Below are 26,574 nucleotides of genomic sequence, written 5' to 3'. Positions count from 1 at the left end.
AAAGACCTCGAATCGTGGATTCGAAGAAGGCTCCGCATGTGCATATGGAAAGATTGGAAGAAGCCGAGTACGAAAGTGAGAAAACTCATCGGGTTGAGTATCCCGAAAGGGAAGGCTTATGAATGGGGCAACTCGCGAAAGAGCTACTGGCGAATTTCAAAAAGTCCCGTATTGCACAGAGCCCTCGGAAACTCCTACTGGAGTTCCCAAGGACTCAAAAGTCTGGTCGCACGTTATGAAACTTTGCGTCATCCATCTTAATTGAACCGCCGTATACCGAACGGTACGTACGGTGGTGTGAGAGGTCGGGAGTTAATCACTCCCTCCTACTCGATTTTCCTTCCCCCAATTATTTCCCGGGAAATAGCAGGCAGGCAATGATAGATGCGAAACCGCCAAAACAGTGATAAAGTAAAGGGTAGAAAAGAATGTACAGCGGAGGAATTTCCATCAGTAAATGTTGGAACTAAGGGGGAAAAGAAAAATGAGTAAAACCATTTTGGTTGTTGACGATGAAAAACCGATTGCAGACATTCTGCAGTTTAATTTGAAAAAAGAAGGCTTTAATGTTTTGTGCGCATACGATGGGGATGAAGCCATCAAAATCGCGGAAGAAGTGCAGCCGGATTTGATGCTTCTGGACATCATGCTGCCGAACCGCGACGGCATGGAAGTATGCCGGGAAATCCGCAAAAAATTCGACTTCCCGATTATTATGCTGACGGCCAAAGACTCGGAAATTGATAAAGTGCTGGGTCTTGAGCTGGGAGCGGACGATTACGTCACGAAGCCGTTTTCGACACGCGAACTGATTGCACGGGTGAAAGCCAACTTGCGCCGCCAGAATGTCGTGCCGCTTGAAGAAGAAGGGCCGAATTCGAACGATATCGAAGTCGGGTCATTGATCATCCAGCCGGATGCCTATTTGGTTCAAAAGCGCGACGAAACAATCGAACTGACGCACCGCGAATTTGAGTTATTGCATTACCTTGGAAAACATATCGGCCAAGTGATGACACGCGAGCATTTGCTGCAGACCGTCTGGGGCTATGATTATTTTGGGGACGTTCGGACAGTTGACGTAACGATCCGGCGCCTTCGTGAAAAAATTGAAGACAATCCGAGCCATCCGGCATGGATCGTTACCCGCAGGGGAGTAGGGTATTACTTGCGGAATCCTGAACAGGAGTAGGTTGAATGCAGAAAGTAAGTTTTTTTAAATCGATTCATGTGAAATTTGTGTTGATTTACCTCTTGTTGATCCTGTTGGCGATGCAGATTATCGGCCTTTATTTTGCACAAGAGCTTGAGCAAACTTTAACTCAGAACTTTAAGGACTCGATCGAAGAACGAATGAATATTGTCGAGTTCAGTGTACGGGAAGAAATGGTCAAATCGCGGACTGAAGAAGAATCGACGATTGAAGAAAGCCTGCGCTCGGTACTGGCTGGTTTTCAGTCGTCGGACATTGATGAAATCCGCGTCGTGGATGCCAGGTACCGGATTTTGGCTTCATCCGCCCCTGACAACCAGTCTTTAGTCGGCCAGCGTTCTACACTGGATATCGTGACGCAGTCCATTGTCGCTGAAACACCCGATGAACGGACATATGTAAACAACCAAGCAGACCGAGTATGGGTCCGAACTCAGCCAATCATCGCCGAGGGCGGCGAAGTGCTCGGTACTTTATATATGGAAGCAGATATTGAAAATGTCTACGACCAGATGGATGACATCAATGCCATTTTGGCTGTCGGCACCGCCATTGCATTGGCTGTAACGGCAGTGCTCGGCGTGCTGGTAGCCCAGACGATTTCCAAACCGATTTCCGATATGCGGCGGCAAGCCCAGGCGATGGCCAGAGGGAATTTCTCCCGGAAGGTCCGCGTCTACGGAAATGACGAAATCGGGCAATTGGCGAAGTCGTTCAATAACCTGACGAACCGGCTGCAGGAATCCCAGCAGTCTACAGAAAGCGAACGCCGGAAACTGGCGTCCGTACTTGCCAATATGACCGACGGGGTTCTGTCGACCGACCGGAGAGGGCGCGTCATTTTGATCAACGATCCGGGACTCCGCCTATTGAATGTTTCACGTGAAACGGTCATCAACCGGCCGATCACTTCGGTGTTGGGCTTGGATTCAGAATATACTTTTGAAGATTTGATTCACTTAAAAGATGCCATCACATTGGATTTCAGTTCTTATGACGAAAGCGCGCTCCTGCGGGCAAGCTTTTCGGTGATCCAGAAAGAAACCGGCTTTGTGAACGGTGTTATCGCGGTATTGCATGACAATACCGAACAGGAAAAAATCGATATGGAGCGCCGGGAATTCGTGGCCAATGTATCGCATGAATTGCGGACTCCATTGACCACAATGAGAAGCTACCTTGAAGCGCTTGCTGACGGCGCATGGCAGGACCAGGAACTGGCGCCGACATTTTTAAATGTCACCCAAACCGAAACGGAACGGATGATCCGCCTGGTCAACGATTTGCTGAAGCTATCGAAAATGGATGCTAGCGAAACGGAAATCAACAAAGAAATGGTCGAGTTCAATGTCTTCTTCAACCGGATCATCGACCGCTTTGAAATGTCGAAATCGCAAAATGTCTATTTTGAGCGCGAACTTCCGGAAGAGCAGTATTTCGTCGAAATCGATCCGGATAAATTGACGCAGGTCATTGACAACATCATTTCCAATGCGCTCAAGTATTCGCCGGAAGGCGGGAAAATCCGCTTTGCCATGACAATTGAAGACGGCTTTATCCTCATTCGCATCGTCGACCAGGGCATGGGCATTCCAAAAGAGAATGTGGATAAGATTTTTGACCGGTTCTACCGGGTTGACCGGGCACGTTCCCGGGCAATGGGAGGCACAGGCCTTGGCCTTGCCATTTCAAAAGAAATGATCAATGCGCACGGCGGCCATATCTGGGCAGAAAGCCAGTACGGAAAAGGGACGACCATTTTCTTCACGCTGCCATTTGAAGAGGATGTCGGAGGTGAGTGGGAATGAAGTATATCGAGTACGTCAAATCTATCGCTTTGTTTTTGCTTATTGCGCTCAGCCTTTTCCTGACCTTTATCATTTGGACGTTTACGCCGGGATTTGACCGGATTGAAACGACGCCGGCCATCGAAGTGGCTCTTGGAAAGACGAAAACCGTGGAAGAAGTCATCCAGCCAAGCAAAGTGCTTTATCATTACAATGATGTCGTCACCGGAACAACCGAAAAAGAGCAGGTCGATCTGCTGCTGGAAGTCATGAAGCAATGGCAAATCCGGGATGTGCTGTCGCTTGCTGAAGAAGCACCGATGAATGTATTGAAATCGTATATGCATGAACCGAACCGTGCTGTCTTGTATTTCCCCGGACCGGTACCGTTTCCGGTTTTCGATACGATTATGGAAGTGTCAGCTGACAGCATTCCGGAAGCATCGTTCGACCGGCTGGTCATTGAATGGGGCGAAACGGAAAATACCGATTTCACGCTTTACTTCATCAACACCCGAACCGGCCGCGTGCTGCAGGCAAATGTGTCCGCTTCAGAGCTGGAGCAGTTCCAATCGAGAGTAGTGGAGCCAGCTTTTAATTACGAAACCTTTATCACCAATGAAGACATTGGCGCTTTGCCGATTTATGTGCCGGAGAACGCGCTTGAAATGAACACATACCGTTATTTGCAGGAAGACATCGTTAGCCAGAAGTTCGTGGACGGGCTGTTTGAAAATCCTGGCCGCGTCCAATCGACCGGCGATTTGGCGAACGAGGAATACAGCGACGAATCCGATGCGTTGATGAGCGTGGACAGCAGCCATAAAAGCATCAATTACGTCCAGCCAAAAGCGGAAACGCAGGATCCAGCCATTCCATCAGAATTGCTTTTTGAGACAGTCGACTTTATCAATGGCCACAGCGGCTGGACAAATGACTACCGCTACTTTGCGATGAGTCCGCTGAACCAGCAGATCGAGTACCGGCTTTACTTGGACAATATGCCGGTATTCAGCCCGACGCTTTCAACCGAGCTGGAGCTGGTCTGGGGGATTGATGCGGAAATGGAGCAGGTATTCCGCTATAAACGCCCTTTCTATGTATTGGAATCATGGGCGGAAACCGGTGCGGCGACTTTGCCTTCCGGGAAAGCGGCGCTGCATGCCATCGCGCATCTGAAAGAGCAGGACTTGAAGAAGATTACCGATATTGAGCCTGGCTATGAGCTGACGCTCGATGACAAAGATCCGGCGCGGCTGTTGAGTTTGCAGCCGGCCTGGTACTTTAAATCCGAAGGCGTATGGACCCGCTTAACGAAAGAAGAGTTAGGAGGTGGACAAGTTGGATTGGAATAAAACCAAGTCCATTTTCATCATTGTCTTTGCCATACTCAATGTGTTTTTGTATTCTCTTTATTTGGAGCGGTACAAAGAAGCGGAAAGCGTGGTTTTCCTCACAGAGTCTTCCAATGAAGAAAAACTGGAAGCGGAGGGCATTACGTATTCCAATTTGCCGGAAGCCGCGGGCCAACTGCCTTATGTGACCGGAACGATGAAAACATTTGTAGCGACTGACGTGCCGGGTGTAGACTTGAAAGAGAACCGGAGAAATGATAAATTATTGTCCGTCAGCTTTACGGAACCTATGGCGCTCGACGGCAAAATAAGCACGGAAACACTGGAGGAATTCGTGGAAGAAACCATCTACGAAGGGAAACAGTACGGCTTATGGAAGATTGAAGAACAAGAAAAAAGAGCGATGTTTTTTCAGGAAATCAACGGGGAGCCCTTGTTTTACAGCGACAGTGGAAACTTGACGGTTTACTGGAACGACGATGGAGAAATTACGCATTATGAACAAGCCATCTTCGAGAATATAGTCGAAGGCGAGCAGCAAAAAGACCTGATTTCACCTGTCCAGGCCATCCATAACCTTTATCAGAAAAGATTCCTGCCATCCAATACGGAAATTGATTCAGCCAAACTCGGCTATTCGGAATACGTGACGGTATCGGAAAATACTCAAATGTTCCTTCCGACATGGCGCATTCAAGCGACGTTTGAAGATGGCAGCGAAGAAGAGTTCTTCGTGAATGCGGTAAAAGGGGATGTCATCGAACTGAAGAAGACAGAGCAGGCAGAAGTTACACAATAAGGAGATTTTTATTATGCGGTTTAGTGTATTAGCAAGCGGCTCAAGCGGCAATGCTATTTATATAGAAAATGACCAGCATTCGTTTTTGGTCGATGCAGGGCTCAGCGGACGAAAAATGGAAGAGCTGTTTGCGACAATCGGCAAAAAAATGAATAACCTGGACGGCATTCTGGTGACGCATGAGCACAGTGACCATATTAAAGGCCTCGGAATTGTGGCACGGAAACACAAAGTGCCGATCTATGCCAATGCGAAAACCTGGCAGGCCATGGACGGGCTGGTTGGCGCGATTCCTGTGGAGCAGCGCTTCCACTTTGACATGGATACGGTCAAGAGCTTCGGCTCGCTCGATATCGAATCTTTTGCCGTATCGCACGATGCAGCCGATCCCATGTTTTATGTGTTCCATGAAAATGGCCGCAAATTGGCGCTGATCACCGATACAGGCTATGTCAGCGACCGGATGAAAGGCATCATCCAGGCATCCGATGCATTTGTGTTTGAAAGCAACCACGACGTCGGCATGCTGCAGATGGGCCGCTACCCTTGGTCCGTCAAACGGCGCATCCTGAGTGACGTCGGACACGTATCGAACGAAGATGCAGCAGTGGCGATGAGCGAAGTCATGGCGGAAAAGCCGACGCGCATCTACTTGTCGCATTTAAGCAAAGACAACAACATGAAAGACTTGGCGCGCATGAGCGTCGAGCAAACCTTGCAAACCAAAGGCATCATTGTCGGGGAATACGTTGATTTACTGGATACCGACGCCAATGTGCCGACAGAATTAGTAGTTGTGTGAGTGAAAAAACCGGAAGCAGCGATGCTTCCGGTTTTTTTATTTCCATTTTCGCCATATTTACCGCTTGAATTGTCTGTTTCGCCTTCATAAACTAAGGCTATATAAGAGTATAGGAAGAGCGAAGAGAGGATGAAACGAATGGGATATTACAATAATCCGTCAGGACAGCCGAAACCGCGCCGCGCAGGCACATTCCTGGCTGGCCTGGCAGGAGTGGCAATTGGCGCGTTGTTGGTGTGGCTATTGTTTTCTTCAGTGCCGGGGCTTGCTCCGAAAAATGACACGGCTACCAGTACACAGCTGGCGGAAACGGACCGGCAGTCAGCGACGGCTTCCGTTGAAATCACGACGGATGTTACAGAAGCGGTGGAAAAGGCAGCGGATGCAGTAGTCGGTGTGACGAATTTGCAGGCGGCCAACGATTTCTGGTCACAGGGACAAGGGCAGGAACAGGCAGTTGGGACCGGTTCCGGCGTCATTTATAAAAACGAAGGCGGCAAAGCGTATGTGGTGACGAACCACCACGTCATTGAAGGGGCAAGCGGCATTGAATTGACCTTGTCAGACGGAACGAAAGTCGAAGCGACACTGGTTGGCAGCGATATCTGGACCGATCTTGCGGTACTGGAAATGGACGATGCCAATGTACCGGATGTGGCGGAACTGGGAGATTCGGACGTATTGAAACGGGGCGAAACGGTTATTGCGATCGGCAACCCGCTCGGCCTTGATTTTTCAGGTTCGGTCACGACCGGCGTGGTTTCGGGGACAGACCGGGCAGTTCCAGTCGACTTGGACGGCAATGGCTCAGAAGACTGGCAGGCTGAAGTGCTGCAGACAGATGCGGCCATCAACCCCGGCAACAGCGGCGGCGCCCTCGTCAATTTGGCAGGGCAATTGATCGGCATCAACTCGATGAAAATTGCGACCGATGCGGTTGAAGGAATTGGTTTTGCCATTCCGATCAATTCGGCGCTCCCGGTGATTGAGTCGATTGAACAAAACGGCGAAATGATCCGTCCAGCAATGGGCATCACGTTAATGGACTTGGTACAAGTGCCTCAGGCGCAGCGTGAAGAGACCTTGAACCTTCCGGCAGACGTCAAGGAAGGTGTAGTCGTCAACTCGGTTGTGGACGGCTCAGCAGCGGCTAAAGCAGGCATGCAGCAATTTGACGTGATTGTCGAGATGGACGGCGAACCGGTCGGCGACATCATCGAACTGCGGAAGCACTTATACAACGAAAAGAAAATCGGGGATACCTTGGCAGTCAAAGCTTACCGGAACGGCGAATTGATGGACTTTGAACTGGAGCTTGTTGATAACTCCGCATTGTAAAAGAAAAACGGATCCGTTCTTGGATCCGTTTTTTTTTATGCAGGAAAAGCGGATTTTTTCACGAATAAAGTACAAACAAAGACATGACAGGAGGAATACGATGTTTACCAATCTGGAAGACTTTTTTACGGAATGGCACGAGGAAGCGAAATTGACCCAGCGGATTTTGGACGCCTTGACTGATGAATCGCTCAATCAAGAAGTAGCGGATGGCTACCGGACACTCGGGCGTTTGGGGTGGCATTTGGTGACGACATTGGATGAAATGGTCAGCCATACGGGCCTTCAATTTTCAAGCGCGAAATTCGGCACGCCGGTGCCGGAGACGGCAGAAGAAATTGCGGAAGCATACCGTTTTTCCAATCAATCGATGGTGACGGCGATGAAAGAGAATTGGACGGACGAGACCTTAAAAGAAGAATATGACATGTACGGCGAGATGTGGAACGGCGCAACGGTTTTAAAGGTGCTGTATGCACACCAGATTCATCACCGCGGCCAGATGACGGTGTTGATGCGCCAAGCAGGATTGAAGGTGCCGGGGCTGTACGGGCCGGCGAAAGAGGAATGGGCAGCTATGGGGGCACCGCCACCGGAAGTTTAATAGAGGGAGAAAAGACCACCAAACGTTTAGCGGCGTTTGGTGGTTTTTTTGGAGAGTATAAAAGTGCAAAAGGAAAACCCGTAAGAAGCAGCTCCTGACGAGCATTTTTCGCGGAATCGATGCAACGGTTTTTCATGTCTCGAAGCTAGCGCAGCGATGGAGGGACAGGGACAGGGACAGGAACAGGAACAGGAACAGGAACAGGAACAGGAACAGTATGTTTGCCTTCGCCGCTATCCGCTCTTTCTTTTATAAGTTACTGGAGCAACACAGAGTAAAGTTCTGCTTAATACTTTAAAAGCATTTCCCTCTTGACGAAAAACTATAAAATTTAAAATTGGATTTACGAGGAAAACTATCATTTCCCTTTGTAATGCTATTGTAATATTTATGAAGTCTCTCTTAATAAATGATAACTATCGTTCGTGAAAGCAGAAAAGTGACATGTGGATAACTTTTAAGATTAATGAGAGTTACCAACTATCCACAGCTCGGCAAAAGCTTCGCTATCCGGAGGGTTTGACTTCTGTTAAAATAGATTGTGGATAAAGGTGAATAAATTGTGCATAACTGTGTGGAATATTCGGAAATCGAAAGGATGAGAAAATATGAAGATAATGTGCTGCAAAACCCACGTGGAGCATGGCTTGGACATGTTCGTGGCCGAGACAAAAAGTTATCCTATTCTTACAGAATTATCAGAACAAGAAAAGTTATCCACAAAGTGCGATTATTGCGAGGAAGCTGCATTGTATCTTGTGGCGAACGAATGAGCGGGCACAAGATATAGAAAATCCTGTGGATATGTGCATAACATCTGTGGGTAACTTGTTTGTAAATTTAGCGTAAAGGGGGATAAGTTGTGAATATCTCGATTATCAGTGTCGGAAAACTGAAAGAGAAATATTTGAAAGCCGGGATTGAAGAATATACGAAGCGGCTTGGAAGCTACGCAAAAATTGCTGAAATCGAAGTAGCGGATGAAAAAGCGCCGGAGCAGTTAAGCGAGGCGGATATGGAGATTGTGAAAAAGAAGGAAGCGGACCGGATCCTGGCAAAAGTCTCACCGGATGCTTACGTCATTGCACTGGCAATCGACGGCAAGATGAAAACTTCCGAAGGGTTGGCGAAAGACATTGAATCGCTTATGACCTACGGCCGCAGCAAGATCGTCTTTGTCATCGGCGGATCGCTTGGCCTCCACGAGGAAGTATTGAAGCGGGCAGATGAGAAATTGTCGTTTTCAAAAATGACGTTTCCCCATCAGTTGATGAAGCTGATTTTGGTGGAGCAGATTTACCGGGCTTTCCGGATAATGAAGAATGAGCCTTATCATAAGTAAATAAGGTTTAGGACGTTTGGATGTGCTAAACACGTTTCTAAATTTCGTTATTTCGGTTGAATACATTGGCAGTGAGGTCACTGCGCTTAGTAGAATCATTCAATCATTGAAATGAGAAGGTTGGGTTTTCTTTGTCTTTTTTTTTCAAAGCTTTATAATGGTAAAAGGTGAATTTTAGCTAGGATTTTCTCTTAAGGCGTTTTTGTCTAGCGGGTTAAGAGAAAGCTTGAAACATAGAAGGCGGGACTGAAATTAATGAAAAAAATTGGATTTGATTCGGAGAAATATTTGCAGGAACAATCAGCCTACATCCTGGAACGGGTGCAGCAGTACGATAAACTTTACTTGGAATTTGGCGGAAAATTGATAGGCGACAAACATGCCAAGCGTGTCTTGCCTGGATTTGATGAAGATGCCAAAATCAAACTATTGCATACACTGAAAGAAAATGCGGAAATCATTATCTGTGTGTACGCTGGAGACATCGAACGAAACAAAGTCCGTGAAGATTATGGCATCACTTATGACCAAGATGTCTTGCGCTTAATTGACGAATATCGGGCATATGGCATTTCTGTCAACAGTGTCTTGATTACTCGTTATCAAGGGCAGCCAACAGTCAAAGTATTCATGACAAAGCTTGAGAGAAGCGGAATTAGCGTCTGTATTCACCGCGAAATCGAAGGTTATCCGACAAACGTGGACGCGGTCCTTGGGGAAGAAGGATTTGCGACGAATCCTTATATTAAAACCACAAAGCCAATCGTGGTCGTAACGGCCCCTGGCCCAGGCAGCGGAAAGCTAGCCACCTGCCTTAACCAAATGTACCATGAGAATAAACTAGGAAATGAAGTCGGCTATGCCAAGTTTGAGACGTTTCCAGTTTGGAACTTGCCGTTAAAGCACCCGGTAAACATCGCTTATGAAGCGGCTACCGTCGATTTAAAAGACGTAAATATGATTGATAATTATCACTATGAAGCATACGGGAAAGTAGCGATCAATTACAATCGTGACATTGAGACGTTTCCTGTCATCAAACGGATTATTGAAAGAATTACCGGCAAAGACTCTGTTTACAGCTCACCGACTGATATGGGGGTTAATCGCCTGAAATCGGGCATCACTGACGATAGCGTTGTCCAGGAAGCTGCCAAGCAGGAAATCATTCGGCGCAGTTTCGTCGTTGAGAACGATTATAAAAAAGGGCTTGCCGATGAAGACAGTGTACGCCACATGCAAGTGATTCTCGAAGAGACCGGTTTAAAGAAAGAGGACCGGGCACCTGTATTGCCAGCCCGTAACTATGCGAAAGCAATCCAAGCGCAAATGGACAGCACGAATTTACAAGCCGTAATTGCGTTAGAACTGCCGAATGGCGAGATGATCACCGGTCGCACGACCACTTTGATGGATGCTTCGGCAGCCGCGATTCTGAATGGGTTGAAGAAATTGACCAATATTTCCGATGAAATTGATTTGTTGTCGCCGATGATTCTGCAGACGATTCAACGTTTGAAAACCGATGACTTGAATAGCCGCGTCCCGACACTAAGTGCCAATGAAGTGCTCATTGCGCTGGCAATCAGTGCGGTCACCAATCCGACTTCTGAGCTGGCTTATAAGCAATTGCCAAATTTAAAAGACACTCAAGCTCATTCCACGGTCATATTGAATAGAGAAAACGAACAAACCTTTAAGAAGCTTGGAATCGACATCACCAATGACCCGGTATATCCAACTGAGAACCTGTATTACAATTAGATTTTAGAAAGCATCTGCCTTTTTCTTCTTACATAGAAGTCTGAGGCAGATTTTTTTCATTTGTAGAGTTTACTAGAAAGGTTCATTCTTCTTTTAATGAGAAGACTGCACTTATACTCATTACAGTGAACCGTATCATAAGTAAATGAGGTTTTAAAAATAAGGAAGCAAAGGAAGGGCATTAAAGAAATTTAATGCTTCTTTTTATTGAAGTTTGGTTGCTGAATAAAAGTAGATATATTCCAACGAAATGTAAATTTTTGTTACAATGAAAGAGAATTAATCATAAAAAGAAACTTTACAACACCTAGTTAATCCATAAATGAGGAAGGCGTGGTTTAAATGAATCAACCGCTTCAAATGGGAGCAAACACCGCTTTGAATTCCCCAAAAGGTGATGTTACGGTGAGCTACGAAATTTCTGATGCAATAGATATTTCCTTAACGGCTTTCCTCTTAACTGATCTAGAAAAGGTCCAGGGAGACAATGGAATTATATTTTATAATCAGCCAGAGAGCTCTTCCGGAGCAGCCACTCTGAAGCCTTCTGTGAAAGTGGGGAATACAAAAGTCCATAAGATTGATTTTGATCTGAGTAAAGTTCCTCCAGGTATTACTAAAATAGCTGTTACGCTTACAGAGGACAATAACACGGGTTTTTCAAATGTAAAAAACTTAAAGGCAGAGATACGCAGCGGTGATAGGAGTATCCAGTTAATCCCCGCTAACTTCTCAAAGGAAAATGGAATAGTAGTATTGGAATTATACTTAAGGAATGGCCAAACAAAGGCCAAATCAATCTGGCGTGGATTTGATTCCGGTCTTGAAGGGCTATGTAAGAATTACGGAGTGGAAGTTGATCCGGTGGAGTCGGTAAAGCCTTCAGAGCCAAAAGAGCCTGAAAAACTCTCCACGGAACCTAAAAATAAAAGCAGCCAGAATGCGTTTTCATCGATAAACCTTGAAAAAGTAAAAGGCAAGATAAATCTCGCTAAAGGTCAAAAGCCGATTATAATTGATAAAACACCGGAGATTACAGCTACAGTATCCTGGAAGACGGGGACAGACTACGATATATATGCATTAGTCTACACAAAGAATGGCAAGCAGGTGGATGTCGCTATGTTTGGGGCGATGGGAACCCCGCCTCTCAGCCGGTTTGGCAACGGCGCAGTGGAACATATGGGGGACATTGGGCGAAACAGTGGCTCAGTTAAAAAAGAGATCATTAAATTAAGATTGACAAATGATATTCTCGCAGTGGTTCCTGTGGTTTATTCTGCTCAGTCAAATGGAACAGGCTCCTTCTACAGATACAAGGTATCCATGAGTATAGATAATCACAACGGGACTTCCGTTACCATCTCCTCCAAAAATGCAAATAATAATGACAGAATCTATACTTGTGTGCCCGGAATTCTTCAAAATACGGAAAACGGTGTGATTATCAGTCCAATAGAGCTGTACAGCATGCCGAACTCGGAATATAGACCTAAACTTACGATGGGATCTTCAAATATGGTAGAGGTTATGATGGATCAGGGACCAAAAAATGACTATAAGTAAATACGGATACGATTTTAATGAGTTTACAAATCATCTAATAGAATTGATGAAACGCAGCTAAGAATAGAATTCACTGTAATTGAGGGAAATATTGTTAAAAGAAGGAAATTGATTATCAATATTAATTAAGTTATGCTTATTGTGAACTTGCGGTGTCCTTGTTCGGCTTAAAATCGAATTAAGCAAGGACATATTAGTTCTGTAAAGAACTAGTAGACTTATCTAGTAACGCAATCTCGCAAAAGAGCTTTGTCATCAGACTTAGCTCTTTTTGTTTTAAAGAAGAATAAATCAAATAAACCTCATTTAGATACAATACGGTGAGCCTCATCATAAGCAAATGCGTTTTTTTAGAAGGAATCTATAAGTGTTGATGCCAGACCAGTTATCTTTTGATAGGGCATACTGAGCTGCCGGAATAAAATTGACGCAGAAAATACGGAGAGTGAACGAGATAAAAAAGATAGTGGTGTTTATATTCGGAGCAATTTTAGCGTTATGCCTCATCCTCGTTGTTGCATTTATCGCATCTCCAAAGCCGACTGCAATTCTGGTTCAGCAAATGTTTGAGGGCGGTGTGGCAGTAAAGCCCCAAAACTACGATGAGATCGAGAAACTGATTCATGTGGAGAACGATCTATCGTATGATTCTGCACACCAAGACGGAAATTTGGATATTATTGCCCCTAAGGAATTTTCAGGAAAGCTCCCGGTCATTTTATGGACACACGGAGGCGCTTTTTTGGGCGGCGACAAATCCGATATCACCGAGTACGCTGTTCAAATTGCCAGCAAGGGTTTTATCGTTGTCAACATGAATTATGAATTGGCGCCGGGTGCGACTTATCCCACCCCTTTGTACCAAGTAAATGAAGTTTATCAATTCATCGAAAAGAATGCGGAAAAATACGGGATGGATATGGATCGCGTGTATTTTGCAGGGGATTCTGCGGGTGCTCAAATCATCAGCCAGTTTGTTAATGTACAAGTGGAAGAGGCGTATGCAAGCCTGATGGGGATGGAAGGCATTGTTTCACCTGAGAAGATTGCCGGCGTTCTTCTATTTTGCGGACCATACGATATTTCAAAATTAGGGGGTACCAGTGACAGTTTTCTGATCAATTTCCTGTTCGACCGGGTCGGATGGGCATATATCGGCGAGAGAGAATGGCTAAATTCAGATCAAGTGAAGCAAGCCTCTATCATTGACCATGTTTCCGGCCATTTCCCCCCTGCATTCATAACCGACGGAAACGTAGGGTCATTTGAAGAGCAAGGCATGGCGCTGGCAGACAGATTAAATAAAAACGGCGTTAAAATTACGGAAGTTTTTTATCCGGCGGAAGAAGCCGAATTGGGGCATGAGTATCAATTCATTATGAATACGCCGCAGGCTGAAAACACCTTCTACCAACTGGTCGACTTTTTAACGGAGACGAGCAAAAAGTGACGGGCGGTTCCCCGCTCTGCTGAGAAGCCGCATTTCTTAAAAAAGGCATTTCACCAAGTTGCGGAGAATCTTATCTAAACGAGGACACAAAATAAAGAAGAAAAGAAGAGGTGAGTCTCATGAAAATTATCGTATTCGGCGCAACCGGCGGCGTCGGCCAATCGGTCGTAAAGCAAGCGATAGATAATGGATTTAAAGTGACGGCGTTTGTACGGACGCCGTCTAAGCTGGAAGTCACACATGAGAATCTGAACGTTGTTCAAGGAGATGCCTTCAATCCGGCGGAAGTTTCCGCTGCCATTGCGGGCCATGACGCGGTTGTGTCTTGTCTTGGATCCAGCCAGGGGATGAAGAAATCATCAGAGCTTGAAGAAATGGTGAAAAACATTGTAGCCGGCATGCAGGATCACGGCGTGAAACGGATTGTCTATACCGCATCAGCAGGAATCTATCAGGAGCTTCCAGGCGTCAGCGGGAAACTGATGATGGGTATGCTGAAAAACGCCCTGACAGATCACCGGGCCGCTGTGGATTGGATTGAAGCGCATGGCTTAACTTATACCATTGTCCGGCCGATGGGCCTAACGAATGGCGCCTTTACCGGCAATTATAGAGAAGCGGCGACGGGTGTCCCGGAGAAATCCAAGTCGATTGCACGAGCGGACGTGGCCCATTTCATCTTGAAGGCTTTGAACGATGCCCAATATGAAAATTCGTCGATCGGCATTGCTAAGTGAATCACTAAAACTCTTTAACCGCCTTTGGTTTCCGCTGGAAGTATAGAAAGCGAAAAAGATCATGCAGAAAAACGTTCTGCATGATCTTTTTATGCCAGTTGTGCCCGGATAAACTTCACTTCTTCATCCGTGAGTTCGTGTCCGTGATCAAACAGCTTGAACGTTGTTTGCGGGAAATGCGCAGCGAGTGTTTTGGATAGTTTTAAAGATTCGCCTGGACTGGATATGGTATCCCGTGCACCAGCTGTCAAAATAAGCGCTGTCGTTGAAGTCCCTGAAAAACGGTACGTTAAATTGGATGGATGCAAAAGGACGACCGTGTCTGCGAGATTCGGCTCTTTTTCCAAAAGCGCCAGCAGGAAATTGGCTCCATTCGAATAGCCAAGCATGATCACCTTGCCTTCCGGCTTTTGCTGCGCCCAGTCTTTCAGAAACTTCACAACACGCCTTTCAAGATCGGCGCGATCCACTTGGCCGTTTTGCAGCGGTGCAAAAAAGCGGCGTTCCTTTCCTGTGGAGAACTCACCGATGTAAGCACGGATATTGGCAGCTGGATCGATATCTCCCACCACTTGCAGCAAGGAATATTCGTTTCCGCCTGTACCATGGAAGAGAATAAACGATGTATTAGACTTTCCGGCTATGTTAAACTGTTCCATAATTCATTCTCCAATCTGCAGGAAGGTTGTGTGCCTTATGGCGAGCCCACTTATTCACCATGTGTCGGTCATTAACCGTGACCGGTATGTTACCTTTGATTTTTATCATAAGCTACTCGGTTTGGAATTTCTATTAAAAACCGTAAACCAGGATGAAGTGGATATGCTCCATCTGTTCTTCGGCGATAAAACAGGCCGTCCCGGAACCGAGTTCAGTGTATTTGAAATGCAAAATGCCCCGCAGAAACAGTTCGGCACGAACAGTCTGGAACGCACCGTTTTTGCGGTTCCATCTGAAGCATCGCTCCAATTTTGGCTGGCCCGTTTTGAAGCCCATGACGTCTTCAATTGTGAAATTGAAGACTACCAAGGCAGAAAGTACCTGCATTTTGAAGACCGCGACGGAATCCAGCTGGCATTGACGCCTTTAAGAGTAGGCGATGCATCGGAGCACGCCCCGCATCAGTCAGCGGATATTCCGCTGGAACATGCCATTTTGGGCATCGATTCGTTCCAATGCCGTGTCCGTTACGCAGAAGCTTCTGCCCGCGCTTTTATGAATATGCATGGCTACCAAAAACTGGAGAGTTATGAACACAATCATCACGAAGTGACCGTATTGGGTGCAGAGGATGTTTTGTTCGGCCAGCAGCTCCACCTCATTGAAGACCGCACCCGCGACATTGAAACACAAGGGATCGGTTCTGTTCAGCACATCGCACTGAATGCCAAAAATCGCACTGGTTTGTATGAAATGGAGAAAATGATTCTAGACACCAATTTCCGGTATTCCGGCATCAAACAGCGTGACTTCTTTGAATCCTTGTATTACCGCGAGCCGAATAATTTATTGATTGAAGTAGCAACGGAGCAGACGAACTTCGTCAAACCAAAGACGGCGACAGAAGACTACGATGCCATCCCGTTATTCCTGCCGGATTTTTTAGAAAGCCGGCGCAGTTATATCGAGAACGGGATCAAGCGCTGAAAAACGGAAACTCTGAAAACTTGTTATAATAAAGGAGCGCCAAAAGCTGAACAATTGCTTTGGCGGTTCTTTTTTTGTGACTTAATGATTTTAACTAGCCAGGGAGTTGGAATAGCAATGAACACGAAAGATATAGCCGATATCCGCAAACGATTTAAACTGGATACCGATTTACTGAAAATCGCTGAAATTTACAATGTATACATTCAAGGGGAGAGCACGGAAATCTTTCATGAAGAGAACCGTTCATTTTCCCTGCTGGACCGTGAGCAGCAGGAGCTGTTTCTTAATAATTTCAAGAAAGTGCTTGGCGGGAAACTGGACCAGAAGCTGTTTGAAGTGAAATTCCAGCCGCAGGAAGAAGGCCAGGCAGACCATACACAGCGCCTGTTGTACGAAGGGCTTGAGGCAAAGGAAGTAGATGAATGGAAAGAAAATATGCAGCGCATCGCCTTGAAAATGGTGGAAGAAACTCCTTATGAAAAGGATATGGTCGTCACGTTCATTCGCGGGACGTATTTCAAGACAACGAAACGCCAGCAGGATGAAACGGAAATCGATATGCGGGATGAAGTATTTACGACTCCTTTTATCCTCTGCAGCATGAACCAGACCGAACTGCCGAAAAGTTCACTGGTATTTGATTTTGTGGGGAAAGAATTCAAGTCGAATGTACTGGTCGATCCGGTCATTAAACTGGCTTCCCCGATCGGCGGCTTCCTGTTCCCAAGCTTTACGGACAATGCGGCAGACGTCAACCACATCGTCTATGCTTCGGGCAAAGTGAACAAACCCGATTACCGGTTTATCGAGAACGTATTAAATGGCGATGAAATCATGACCGCAGAAGAAGATAAAGTGGTGTTTGAAGAAATCGTCAAAGCCGTAATCGGGGAAGAAGTGAATTCGAGAACCCTTGCCGGGCTTTACGATGAAATCAACCTCATGCTGGAAGTGGAAAAAGAAGCGGAGAAGGAAGACGCAGAAACGCCGGTTTTGGATACGGTGGAAGTGACGCGTGTCTTAAAGGCGAGCGGTGCCAAAGACATCAGGCCGGAAAAAGTGGAGAGGGCTTTCCAGCAAGTGGTGGAAGACAAAAATTACGAAATAAAAGCAAGCCATGTCGTTCCCAGCTACACATCCAAATCGATCAAAATCAATACGAAAGTAGCCGAAATCAAAATCAGCCCGCAAGACTTACGTTACGTCAAAGGCGTCAATTACAACGGCAAACGCTGCATCCTGATTGAAGTGGAAGAAGATGCGATGATCGAAGGATTCAAGCTTCTGGAGGAAGAGCAGCTGGATTAAAGCTTGGGAATAGCGGTTATTTCCCGGGAAATAAATTAATTGCTACTGAAGGCAGCGGCGTATTTTCTTTCGCGTTCTCTTCAGCCTTCAATATAAACCATGAAAAAAGCATCTCCATAAGAGGTGCTTTTTTTCGGCTATATTTTAAGTGAACAGATAAGAAAAATCACGGCTTGAACCGCTTGAGAGAGAAGATGGAAATATCAAAGGCGCTTCGGCCTTCCAACGCCATTTGGCTCAATACCTCGCCCATCACACTGCCGAATTTAAAACCATGCCCTGAAAAGCCGCAGGCAAAAATGGCATGCGGGTGGTCCGGATGGTAATCAACGATAAAATCATGGTCGCTCGAATTGGTATACAAGCAAGTTTTTCCTTGTTTCAATGGGCCATTTGCTTTTGGCATATAGGTATGAAGCATATGCCTTAGATCGCCTTCATCGCTTTCATACAATCCAAAGTTCTGGGTGTGCACATCCGGGTCAATCGGCTGCCCGCCGTCTGATTTGCCAATTTTAAGGCCGGCGCCGTCCAAGTTAGGGAAACCATACGCTTTTTTGTCACCGTCCTCGATAAAGAAGGCCGGAAAGTGAGCATCGCTATACAGGTTGGAAGGTGCGTCAAACCAGCCGACAGCTTTTCGTGTCGGCTGAATCGGAAGGCTTAACTCCGGCAATAATTTAGCAGCCCAGGCACCGGCAGTGACGATTATTTTTTTTGCAAAATAGACCGAGTGGCCGGTCGAAATTTTTACTCCATTTGCATCATTCAAGTCGATATGCTGAACGGGTGTATTAGGGACAAGTTCTGCACCGTTTTTAAGAGCGGTTTCCTTGTAAGCCCGGATGGCTGCCTCGCTGTAAATGATGCCCGATCCTGCTTCAAAGCAGCCGATAAAGTGCTCCGGCACTGAAAAGCCGGACCATCTCCGTTGGATTTCCTGGGCGTCCAAGATTTCCAACGGGAGGTCGTATTTCTGGGCGGCAGCGATGGTTTCCTGAAGAAAAGGCGAGTCTTTCGGGCCAAGGCCAAGAACGCCGGTGTTTTCAAAAATTTTGCAGCCGGTCTCCTGTTCGAGCTCTTCCCATAATTGCTGGGCACGCTTCACAAGCGCCACGTACTGCCTGCCTTCGCCGTAAGCATGCCGGATCAAGCGGGTATCGCCGTGGTGGCTGCCCTTGATGTGCGGCGGGTCGAAGGCATCAATCAGCAAGGTCTTTGCGTTCTGCTTCGCCAAAAAGGCACCGGCAGCCATTCCCATTGTTCCCGCGCCAACGATGGCTATGTCATAAACCGTTTCTTTTATCATTGCCGATTCGCTCCGCTCTTCGTTAAATTTGGGCCATACCTAAAAAATCAGGACAGCGTAAAGTGAATTAGTAAAAAGCCTTCCGAAGTATTATTAGATAGTATGTAAGATTCGGTCTATTGTCAATTGGCTGCTCGAAATTTAAAAAGGTGCCAGAGAAAGAATTCTTTGCAAAGATTTCATCCGCAAATCCAGCGCTGGCAAGTAAAATGCTACTGTGACTATCGCTCTTAATCTTTCTGTTTTAGCGAAAAACAAGCGATAAAAATTCAAAATAGAAAAAAATGTATTTGACAGAACGGGCAATGTAAAATACTATCTGTAATATGTTAAAAAATTAAATAACTTATCAAGAGAGACTGAGGGACAGGCCCAATGACGTCCAGCAACCATCATTTCATATGAGAGGTGCTAATTCCTGCAGAGCGTTTGCTCTGAGAGATAAGATCTAGATTAAAACCTATTTCCTATCGGAATGGGTTTTTTTGTTTTTATTGGCCGCATTCAAGCAGCGCAAAGCTTTCGGGTATGAAAGAACTTTGCGACTCTCTTTACCAACAAAGGAGTTTTATCATGAAAAGAAAATCGTACATAACCCTTTCTCTGGTTTTATTGCTGGGCGCAGGCAGCGTTCTCAGCGGATGTTCGTCGAAGGAAGCAGGCGCTACAGGCGAGCAAGTAATCACCGTTGGAACGCAAAACGACTATCCGCCTTTTGCATTTGCAGATGAGAACAACGAATTGACCGGATACGATGTGGAAGTGGTCAAAGCGGTCGATGAGAAATTGGACGGCTACACGTTCGAATTCACTGCAGTGCCATGGGACAGCATGTTCCTGGCGCTGGAATCCAATAAAATCCAGGCCATTGCCGATCAAGTCGCGAAAACGCCGGAACGCCAAGGAAAGTATTTGTTCACCGATGAATCCTATTTTGCAGCTGAAACCGTTATTGCGGTGAAGACTGGAAGAGAAGACATTCAGACCATTGAGGATTTGGAAGGCAAGAAAATCGGCGCCTTAGCCGGAGATTCTTACACCTTATTGCTCGAGGAGTATAACAAAAAAGCAGCAAAGCCGATTGATTTGAAGTACAGCGAAAGCGGCAACCCTTCAGAAATTTTGCAGGATGTGCAAAACGGCCGGATTGATGCTTATGTAAACGATCCAATCATGATCGATGCGGTTTTGGAAAAGAATGATTTAGACGTGGAAATTGTCGGCCAGCCTTTGGTGAATGACGACATGGGCATCGTCTTGAAAAAAGGGGAGCAGGGCGAAGAATTGAAAGCGCTGATTGATCCTATTTTGGAAGAGCTCAAGCAAGACGGGACTTTAGCTGAACTGTCGAAAAAATGGACTGGCGGAGAGTACATCCCTGAATAGGTTTGTGGAGGGGAAGAGACAATGGAAAATTTACTGGATATTAATTTTTTAATCGATAGCTTTCCCGCAATTATTTCACGGCTGCCCGTCACCATAGGGATTGCAGTCGGCTCATTGATTTTAAGCTTATTTATCGGCGTAGCCACCGCCCTCATTAAAATTTACCGGGTTCCGGTATTGAGGGTGATTTCGGCTATTTACGTATCTTTTATCAGAGGGACGCCTTTATTGGTTCAGATCTACCTGGTGTTTTACGGCATACCGAAAATCATTTATTACATGCAGATCGAATATGGCTGGCTCCAATCGGCGGACGTCAACAGCATTCCGCCTGAAGTTTATGCGTTATTGGCGTTTTCCGTGAATCTGGGAGCATATTTGTCTGAGACGATCCGCTCCGCCATTGAATCGGTCGACCGCGGGCAGTTTGAAGCGTCCAAATCGATCGGGATGACGCCGGCCCAGATGATGCTTAAGGTCATTTTCCCGCAGGCCTTGGCCACAGCCATACCGAACCTTGGAAATATGTTTATCAGCACGATCAAAGATACGTCTCTTGTGTTTATCATTGGCGTCATCGACATCATGGGAGAAGCCAAAATTCTCGGTTCGCGCGGCTTGGCATTTTTTGAAGTGTACATCGCGGTTTCAATCGTCTACTGGATTCTTTGTATAGCGGTGGAGCGTTTGTTGGTGAAAGTGGAGAAACGGGCACGCAGATATGAAAGAGGGATTGCCTGATGATTAAATTGGAAAATGTCCATAAGTATTTCGAGCGCCAGCATGTCCTGAAAGGCATCGACTTGAACGTCCAGAAAGGCGAAGTGGTTTCGATTTTGGGGCCAAGCGGTTCTGGCAAATCAACGCTCCTGCGCTGCATTAATTTTCTGGAGGAGCCCACCCGCGGAATTGTGGAAATCGGCGGGAGACGAGTGGATGCCCAATCCGCCAAAAAAGCGGATATCGTTTCCTTGCGGAATTCGACAGGCATGGTGTTCCAGCAATATAACCTGTTCAAGAATTTCACGGTGCTGCAAAACGTCATGATCGGGTTGACCAGCGTCAAGCGAATACATAAAGCAGAAGCCAAAAAACAGAGCATCGAAATTCTGGAACGGGTCGGACTGGCGGACCGGCTGGACCATTATCCCGCCCAATTGTCAGGCGGGCAGCAGCAGCGGGTCGGCATTGCGCGGGCACTCGCGCTGGAGCCGGAAGTGTTGCTGTTTGATGAACCGACTTCCTCGCTGGATCCGGAGCTGGTGGGAGAAGTGCTGGCAACGATCCGAAAAGTGGCGGACGAAGGAAACACGATGCTGATCGTGACCCATGAGCTCCAGTTTGCGCGTGCTATTTCCGACCGCGTCGTTTTTATGGAAGACGGGAAGATCGTCGAAGAAGGGACGCCGGAGCAGCTTTTCAATCATCCGAAAGTAGAACGGACGAAGCAGTTTTTAAGCAGGGCAAACAGAAACGATTAAAGGCAGAAACTTGATGTTGGACAGGGAAAGGATGTGGCAGCATGAACCCGATTGAACAAATTTTAACTGATTTCCCCCTCCTCATTCTCGACGGTGCTATGGCGACAGAGCTGGAGAATTACGGCTGCAATTTGAATGACCGCTTGTGGTCAGCGAAAATTGTCATGGAAAATCCGGAAATGATCAAAAAAGTCCATCTGGATTATTTTGAGGCGGGTGCAGACTGTGCCATCACGGCAAGCTACCAGGCAACCATCCAAGGTTTCCGGGAAAGAGGGCTGACGGAGGAAGACGCGATTGGCCTGATTCGAAAGTCGGTCCAGATTGCCGTCGAGGCACGCGATGAATTCTGGGCAGGCGTTGAAGACAAAACCAGCCGGCCGAAACCATTAGTGGCGGCTTCTGTCGGTCCCTACGGCGCCTTTCTTTCAGACGGCTCCGAGTACCGCGGCAACTATTCATTGACCGAAGAGGAACTTGTGGCTTTCCATCAAGACCGGATCCAAGTGCTGATGGAAGCAGGAGCCGATATTTTAGCGTGTGAAACCCTACCGTGCCTGATAGAAGCGAAAGCTATCATAAAAGTGCTGAAGGGCTTTCCGGACATTTATGCCTGGTTCAGCTTTAGTGCCAAAGACGGCCGCCATATAAGCGACGGAGAAAGAATGTCCAATTGCGCGGAATGGCTGGATAAAGAAGAACAGGCAGCTGCAATCGGCATTAATTGCTCAGCACCGGATTTCATCGAATCACTGATCCAAGAGGTAAAAAGCCGAACGTCTAAACCGGTAATTGTTTATCCGAATTCCGGTGAAGCGTATGACACCGTAAGCAAGACATGGCAAGAAGAGCCTTTAACAAATACTTTTGCTTCAAGTACACAAAGGTGGTACAACGCTGGAGCCCGGCTGATCGGGGGCTGCTGCAGAACAACTCCAGATGACATTTCAGCCATTGCTGCATGGGGCCGTGAAAAGAGCCAGCAATAGATAAAGCAAGATGAAACAGCTTCTTATTTCTTGGGAATTGAGCGCTTAATCCTAAGTATGCTTGATAAAGACTACTAATCCCACATGCTTTTTATGAATGGATCATGGCTCCGTTTGAGAACAGGTGACAAAAGGGCAGCCGGCATCATTTTGATGCCGGCTGCCCTTTTTATTTCGTACTTTGTTTTTTAGGATACGTTAGTTAAAAGAACTTTTTGATCCGGAAAAGGTTCGGACTGAGTTCGTTTAAGGCAATAGCGGCTAATATGATCACAATGCCGAACCATTGGAACGGCGATACGGCTTCCGACAGAATAAGGCTCGCCGACAGGATGGCGATCGGCAATTCGATGGACGTTAAGATATTGGCCATTCCGCCTGAAACCAAAGGAGCGCCCGCTGCAAAAAACAATGGCGGCAGGACAGCCCCGAACAGCGAAACGCCAACTGCCGTGGTCAGCAAATCTTTCTCCAAAGGCAGCACAGCGGGTATATCCGCCATGAATACAACAAGCACTAAAATGGTTGAGCCTGTCACCATCAAAGAGCTGCGCGTCCACGGATCTACATTCACAGCCACCTTGCCGCTGCAGAAGATGAATCCGGCATAGGTGAAGGCAGACAGAATGCCAAAAACAAACCCTTTCAGCGGCAATCCGTTTATATCGCCATTTACAAAATTCGAAGCAAAAAAGACTCCGACCAGGATTAAAAGAATGGACAATACCGTTAGCTTGGAAGGTTTTATTTTACTGAAAATCCATTCTAAAATGATCCCGATCCAAACGAATTGGAACATCAAAATAATGGCCAAGGAAGCAGGCAAATACTGCATCGAGCCGTAATAAAAAATACTGGTTAAACCGATAAAACAGCCGGTCACCATGACCTGGAGAATATTTTTCCTATGGAGCCCTTTAAAACTGGCGCGTTTAATGAGCGTCAAAGACCATAGCAAAATAAAAGAAAGGATCATTTGGACGATATTGATCTGGCCAAGTGAATACCCATGGCTGAATCCGATTTTGGCAAATATCGGAGTAAAACCAAAAAAAGACGCACCTATTAATATATATAAAACACCTTTATTGAATTTCATCACATAACCTCCTTCGCGCCAAAGCGCAACTAAGTTATCATATCATATCTGAACCGAAGAGTAGCCGCAGGCAATGCATAAGAGGATAAACAAACGCTTCCTCAATCGTTCATACAAAGCAAAAGGACTGTTGGGAGGACTTTAATTCCTCCCAACAATCCTTTATTTTTATCCATTATGCCATAACCGGAACTTCGCTTCTGATGAGGTGGTCGAACGCACTCAATGAAGCCGTCGCGCCGGATCCCATCGAAATGATGATCTGTTTATACGGGTTGTTTGTGCAGTCGCCTGCAGCAAAGACGCCCGGGATGTTCGTTGCGCCGCGCTGATCGATGATAATTTCACCGAATTTATTGCGGTCAACCGTGTCGCCCAGCCAGTCGGTATTTGGAACAAGGCCGATCTGGACAAAGACGCCGGACAGTTTGATATGCTTTTCGTCTCCTGTTTGAAGGTCAATATAGGAAATGCCGTTCACTTTGTCCGTGCCGGTAATTTCGTGTGTACGGGCGTTTGTGAGAACCGTAACGTTCGGCAAACTCTTCAGGCGGTCCTGCAGCACAGAATCCGCTTTTAGCTCTGCCTTGTATTCCAGAACGGTTACGTGGTTCACGATGTTTGCCAGGTCGATGGCTGCCTCGATGCCGGAGTTGCCGCCGCCGACAACTGCTACATCTTTGCCGGCGAACAATGGGCCGTCACAGTGAGGGCAGTAAGCCACGCCTTTGTTCTTGAATTCCGCTTCGCCAGGAACGCCGATGTTGCGCCAGCGCGCGCCTGTGGAAAGGATGACGGTTTTGCCTTTCAGGACAGCACCGTTTTCAAGTTCAAGTTCGATGAACTCTTTCTTTTCCAAACGCTTGGCGCGCTGCAGGTTCATCACATCGATGTTGTACTCTTTCACGTGCTCTTCAAGGCTCGCAGCGAACTTCGGCCCATCTGTCTGTCTGACGCTGATGAAGTTCTCGATGCTCATCGTATCGAGCACCTGGCCGCCAAAGCGTTCCGCAACGATGCCTGTCCGGATGCCTTTGCGCGCAGCATAGATGGCCGCACTTGCACCCGCCGGCCCGCCGCCGACAACAAGGACATCGTACGGGTCTTTGTCCGCGAACTCGGACGCATCCGGTGCACTGCCCAGTTTGGCAAGCAATTCTTCCAGCGACATGCGTCCGCTGGAGAACGGTTCGCCGTTCAGGAAGACCGTTGGTACCGCCATGATGTCTTTGCTTTCAACCTCTTCTTTGAATGCTCCGCCGTCAATCATCGTATGCGAGATATTCGGGTTGAGCACACTCATCAAGTTCAGGCTCTGGACCACTTCCGGACAGTTTTGGCAGCTTAAGCTGATATAAGAGTCGAAATGGTAGTTGCCTTGGATGCTTTTGATTTGGTCGATGACTTTCGCGTCGGCTTTCGGAGCCCGCCCGCTTACTTGCAGCAAAGCAAGGACCAGTGAAGTAAATTCATGGCCAAGAGGGATGCCGGCAAACGTGATGCCGGTGTCTTCGCCGATGCGGCTGACACTGAAGCTCGGCGTTCTTTCAAGCTGTGCATGTTCCACTTTGATGCGCGCAGACATTGCGGATAGTTCATTTACCAAAGCCAACATGTCGCGGGAAACGTCGTCCGATCCTGCGCTGACTTTCAGCAGCACATCGCCTTCCAACAATTCTAGGTATTGAGCTAATTGTGCTTTTATATCTGCATCTAATATCATGTTCAGAACTCCTTATATTTTCCCTACAAGGTCAAGGCTCGGCTTAAGTGTCGCACTGCCTTCTTCCCATTTAGCCGGGCAAACTTCACCTGGGTTGTTGCGGACATATTGAGCCGCTTTGATTTTGCCGACAAGCGTGCTTGCATCACGGCCAATGCCGTCAGCATTGATTTCTGCAGCTTGAACAATGCCGTCCGGGTCAACGATGAACGTACCGCGCTGTGCAAGGCCCGCTTCTTCGTCCAACACATCAAAGCTGCGGGAAATACGTTGAGACGGGTCGCCGATCATGATGTATTCAAGCGTGCTGATCGCATCTGAATGATCGTGCCATGCTTTATGCGTGAAGTGAGTATCTGTTGAAACGGAATACACTTCCACACCCAGATTTTTAAGGGTAGCGTATTGTTTTTGAAGATCTTCAAGTTCCGTAGGGCAAACAAATGTAAAGTCTGCAGGGTAGAAGCAAACCACACTCCATTGGCCTTTCATGTTTTGTTCCGATACCTCGATAAATTCACCGCTTCCGGCGTTGTAAGCTGAAGCTGCAAATGGTTGAATTTCTTTTCCGATCAAAGACATATTAAATTCCTCCTAAATGTTTTTTTAGAATGATCATAGCCGATAACTCCATAAAAAATATTAATCAAAGTGGTTCACCTCAATTAATATGATTATCTAACTATAATGATTCTAATCCTATCTTCAATGTTATAGGAAATAGATTTTTTGTCAAAGGATACCCTGACATTAAAGTGGACCCAATTAATAACTTGTCCAATCCGCTTGTACAGCAAGGATTGCCGCATTTTCAAAAATAAAGCACGAACACCCATATGGTAATTTATAGTATTTCAAAATAATTTTAATTT

At 46.6% G+C, this 26,574-nt stretch carries 24 protein-coding genes, 1 pseudogene and 1 riboswitch; of the genes and pseudogenes, 20 read left to right on the top strand and 5 right to left on the bottom strand.

The features are described 5' to 3' along the window. The 14 genes and pseudogenes from BLQ32_RS19995 to BLQ32_RS03240 form a co-directional block, all read left to right on the top strand. Positions 1-261: pseudogene (locus BLQ32_RS19995) on the top strand (group II intron reverse transcriptase/maturase); the annotation flags it as partial. Positions 262-484: 223 nt separating this feature from the next. After that, on the top strand, positions 485-1,192 hold the full coding sequence (yycF, locus tag BLQ32_RS03300; RefSeq protein ID WP_036810904.1) for a response regulator YycF: 708 nt from the start codon (positions 485-487) through the stop codon (positions 1,190-1,192). 5 nt (positions 1,193-1,197) lie between these two features. After that, complete coding sequence (walK, locus tag BLQ32_RS03295; RefSeq protein WP_036810907.1) at positions 1,198-3,021, top strand: cell wall metabolism sensor histidine kinase WalK; 1,824 nt, start codon at positions 1,198-1,200, stop codon at positions 3,019-3,021. Then, the gene (locus tag BLQ32_RS03290; protein WP_074509080.1) at positions 3,018-4,355 is read left to right on the top strand and encodes a YycH family regulatory protein; all 1,338 of its coding nucleotides are present in this window, start codon (positions 3,018-3,020) and stop codon (positions 4,353-4,355) included. Before walK ends, BLQ32_RS03290 begins: the two co-directional genes overlap by 4 nt. Next, positions 4,342-5,154 (top strand): two-component system regulatory protein YycI, encoded by an 813-nt coding sequence (locus BLQ32_RS03285; RefSeq protein ID WP_053166882.1) that lies wholly within the window; start codon positions 4,342-4,344, stop codon positions 5,152-5,154. The genes BLQ32_RS03290 and BLQ32_RS03285 overlap by 14 nt, the downstream gene beginning before the upstream one ends. 13 nt (positions 5,155-5,167) lie before the next feature. Beyond that, positions 5,168-5,956 carry an MBL fold metallo-hydrolase gene (locus tag BLQ32_RS03280; protein ID WP_036810915.1) on the top strand — a complete coding sequence of 263 codons (789 nt, stop codon included), beginning with the start codon at positions 5,168-5,170 and terminating at the stop codon, positions 5,954-5,956. A gap of 138 nt (positions 5,957-6,094) precedes the next feature. Further along, positions 6,095-7,294 (top strand): S1C family serine protease, encoded by a 1,200-nt coding sequence (locus tag BLQ32_RS03275; RefSeq protein ID WP_074509079.1) that lies wholly within the window; start codon positions 6,095-6,097, stop codon positions 7,292-7,294. A gap of 100 nt (positions 7,295-7,394) precedes the next feature. Further along, on the top strand, positions 7,395-7,898 hold the full coding sequence (locus BLQ32_RS03270; RefSeq protein ID WP_036810921.1) for a DinB family protein: 504 nt from the start codon (positions 7,395-7,397) through the stop codon (positions 7,896-7,898). Positions 7,899-8,506: 608 nt separating this feature from the next. After that, the gene (locus BLQ32_RS03265) at positions 8,507-8,671 is read left to right on the top strand and encodes a CxxH/CxxC protein (RefSeq protein WP_036810925.1); all 165 of its coding nucleotides are present in this window, start codon (positions 8,507-8,509) and stop codon (positions 8,669-8,671) included. An 89-nt stretch (positions 8,672-8,760) separates the two neighbouring features. Then, positions 8,761-9,240 (top strand): 23S rRNA (pseudouridine(1915)-N(3))-methyltransferase RlmH, encoded by a 480-nt coding sequence (gene rlmH / locus BLQ32_RS03260; protein ID WP_036810928.1) that lies wholly within the window; start codon positions 8,761-8,763, stop codon positions 9,238-9,240. 255 nt (positions 9,241-9,495) lie between these two features. Continuing rightward, positions 9,496-11,004 carry a DUF1846 domain-containing protein gene (locus BLQ32_RS03255; protein ID WP_036810931.1) on the top strand — a complete coding sequence of 503 codons (1,509 nt, stop codon included), beginning with the start codon at positions 9,496-9,498 and terminating at the stop codon, positions 11,002-11,004. A gap of 342 nt (positions 11,005-11,346) precedes the next feature. Continuing rightward, complete coding sequence (locus BLQ32_RS03250) at positions 11,347-12,570, top strand: TerD family protein (protein ID WP_074509078.1); 1,224 nt, start codon at positions 11,347-11,349, stop codon at positions 12,568-12,570. 445 nt (positions 12,571-13,015) lie between these two features. Next, positions 13,016-14,020, top strand: coding sequence for an alpha/beta hydrolase (locus BLQ32_RS03245; RefSeq protein ID WP_139150493.1), 1,005 nt, complete (start codon positions 13,016-13,018; stop codon positions 14,018-14,020). A 119-nt stretch (positions 14,021-14,139) separates the two neighbouring features. After that, positions 14,140-14,757 (top strand): NAD(P)-dependent oxidoreductase, encoded by a 618-nt coding sequence (locus tag BLQ32_RS03240; protein WP_053166888.1) that lies wholly within the window; start codon positions 14,140-14,142, stop codon positions 14,755-14,757. 89 nt (positions 14,758-14,846) lie between these two features. Here BLQ32_RS03240 and BLQ32_RS03235 read toward each other — a convergent pair whose 3' ends face one another. Beyond that, positions 14,847-15,416, bottom strand: a complete 570-nt coding sequence (locus BLQ32_RS03235) for an alpha/beta hydrolase (protein ID WP_053166889.1) — start codon at positions 15,414-15,416, stop codon at positions 14,847-14,849. A gap of 37 nt (positions 15,417-15,453) precedes the next feature. Between BLQ32_RS03235 and BLQ32_RS03230 the strand changes: the two genes are divergently transcribed. Together BLQ32_RS03230 and BLQ32_RS03225 are read left to right on the top strand one after the other, a co-directional pair. Then, positions 15,454-16,404: a VOC family protein gene (locus tag BLQ32_RS03230; RefSeq protein WP_053166890.1), complete on the top strand. Its 951-nt coding sequence runs from the start codon at positions 15,454-15,456 to the stop codon at positions 16,402-16,404. Positions 16,405-16,521: 117 nt separating this feature from the next. Then, positions 16,522-17,715 carry a DUF4317 domain-containing protein gene (locus tag BLQ32_RS03225; RefSeq protein ID WP_074509077.1) on the top strand — a complete coding sequence of 398 codons (1,194 nt, stop codon included), beginning with the start codon at positions 16,522-16,524 and terminating at the stop codon, positions 17,713-17,715. 166 nt (positions 17,716-17,881) lie between these two features. Here BLQ32_RS03225 and solA read toward each other — a convergent pair whose 3' ends face one another. Continuing rightward, positions 17,882-19,024 carry an N-methyl-L-tryptophan oxidase gene (gene solA, locus BLQ32_RS03220; protein WP_074509076.1) on the bottom strand — a complete coding sequence of 381 codons (1,143 nt, stop codon included), beginning with the start codon at positions 19,022-19,024 and terminating at the stop codon, positions 17,882-17,884. A gap of 343 nt (positions 19,025-19,367) precedes the next feature. After that, positions 19,368-19,472: riboswitch (SAM riboswitch) on the top strand. Between the two features lie 125 nt (positions 19,473-19,597). On the opposite strand from solA, the gene BLQ32_RS03215 reads away from it, so the two are divergent. The 4 genes from BLQ32_RS03215 to mmuM are packed head-to-tail and all read left to right on the top strand — an operon-like array spanning position 19,598 to position 22,880. Then, positions 19,598-20,410: a transporter substrate-binding domain-containing protein gene (locus tag BLQ32_RS03215; RefSeq protein ID WP_074509075.1), complete on the top strand. Its 813-nt coding sequence runs from the start codon at positions 19,598-19,600 to the stop codon at positions 20,408-20,410. Positions 20,411-20,431: 21 nt separating this feature from the next. Then, positions 20,432-21,151 (top strand): amino acid ABC transporter permease, encoded by a 720-nt coding sequence (locus tag BLQ32_RS03210; protein ID WP_074509074.1) that lies wholly within the window; start codon positions 20,432-20,434, stop codon positions 21,149-21,151. Continuing rightward, positions 21,151-21,891, top strand: coding sequence for an amino acid ABC transporter ATP-binding protein (locus tag BLQ32_RS03205; protein WP_074509073.1), 741 nt, complete (start codon positions 21,151-21,153; stop codon positions 21,889-21,891). Before BLQ32_RS03210 ends, BLQ32_RS03205 begins: the two co-directional genes overlap by 1 nt. A gap of 41 nt (positions 21,892-21,932) precedes the next feature. Next, positions 21,933-22,880, top strand: coding sequence for a homocysteine S-methyltransferase (gene mmuM, locus BLQ32_RS03200; RefSeq protein WP_074509072.1), 948 nt, complete (start codon positions 21,933-21,935; stop codon positions 22,878-22,880). A 202-nt stretch (positions 22,881-23,082) separates the two neighbouring features. Here the strand turns inward: mmuM and BLQ32_RS03195 are convergent, their stop codons facing one another. The 3 genes from BLQ32_RS03195 to ahpC form a co-directional block, all read right to left on the bottom strand. After that, entirely contained in the window at positions 23,083-23,979 is an 897-nt protein-coding gene (locus BLQ32_RS03195) for an EamA family transporter (RefSeq protein WP_074509071.1), read from the bottom strand. 175 nt (positions 23,980-24,154) lie between these two features. After that, entirely contained in the window at positions 24,155-25,702 is a 1,548-nt protein-coding gene (gene ahpF, locus BLQ32_RS03190; protein ID WP_074509070.1) for an alkyl hydroperoxide reductase subunit F, read from the bottom strand. Positions 25,703-25,714: 12 nt separating this feature from the next. Further along, positions 25,715-26,284: an alkyl hydroperoxide reductase subunit C gene (gene ahpC, locus BLQ32_RS03185; protein WP_036810967.1), complete on the bottom strand. Its 570-nt coding sequence runs from the start codon at positions 26,282-26,284 to the stop codon at positions 25,715-25,717. Between the last annotated feature and the right edge of the window lie 290 nt (positions 26,285-26,574).

The organism is Planococcus glaciei (genome assembly GCF_900099655.1).
GTDB lineage: Bacteria > Bacillota > Bacilli > Bacillales_A > Planococcaceae > Planococcus > Planococcus glaciei.
The sequence above is the reverse complement of the archived record's forward strand: the minus strand, read 5'-3'. Positions and strand labels throughout refer to the sequence as shown.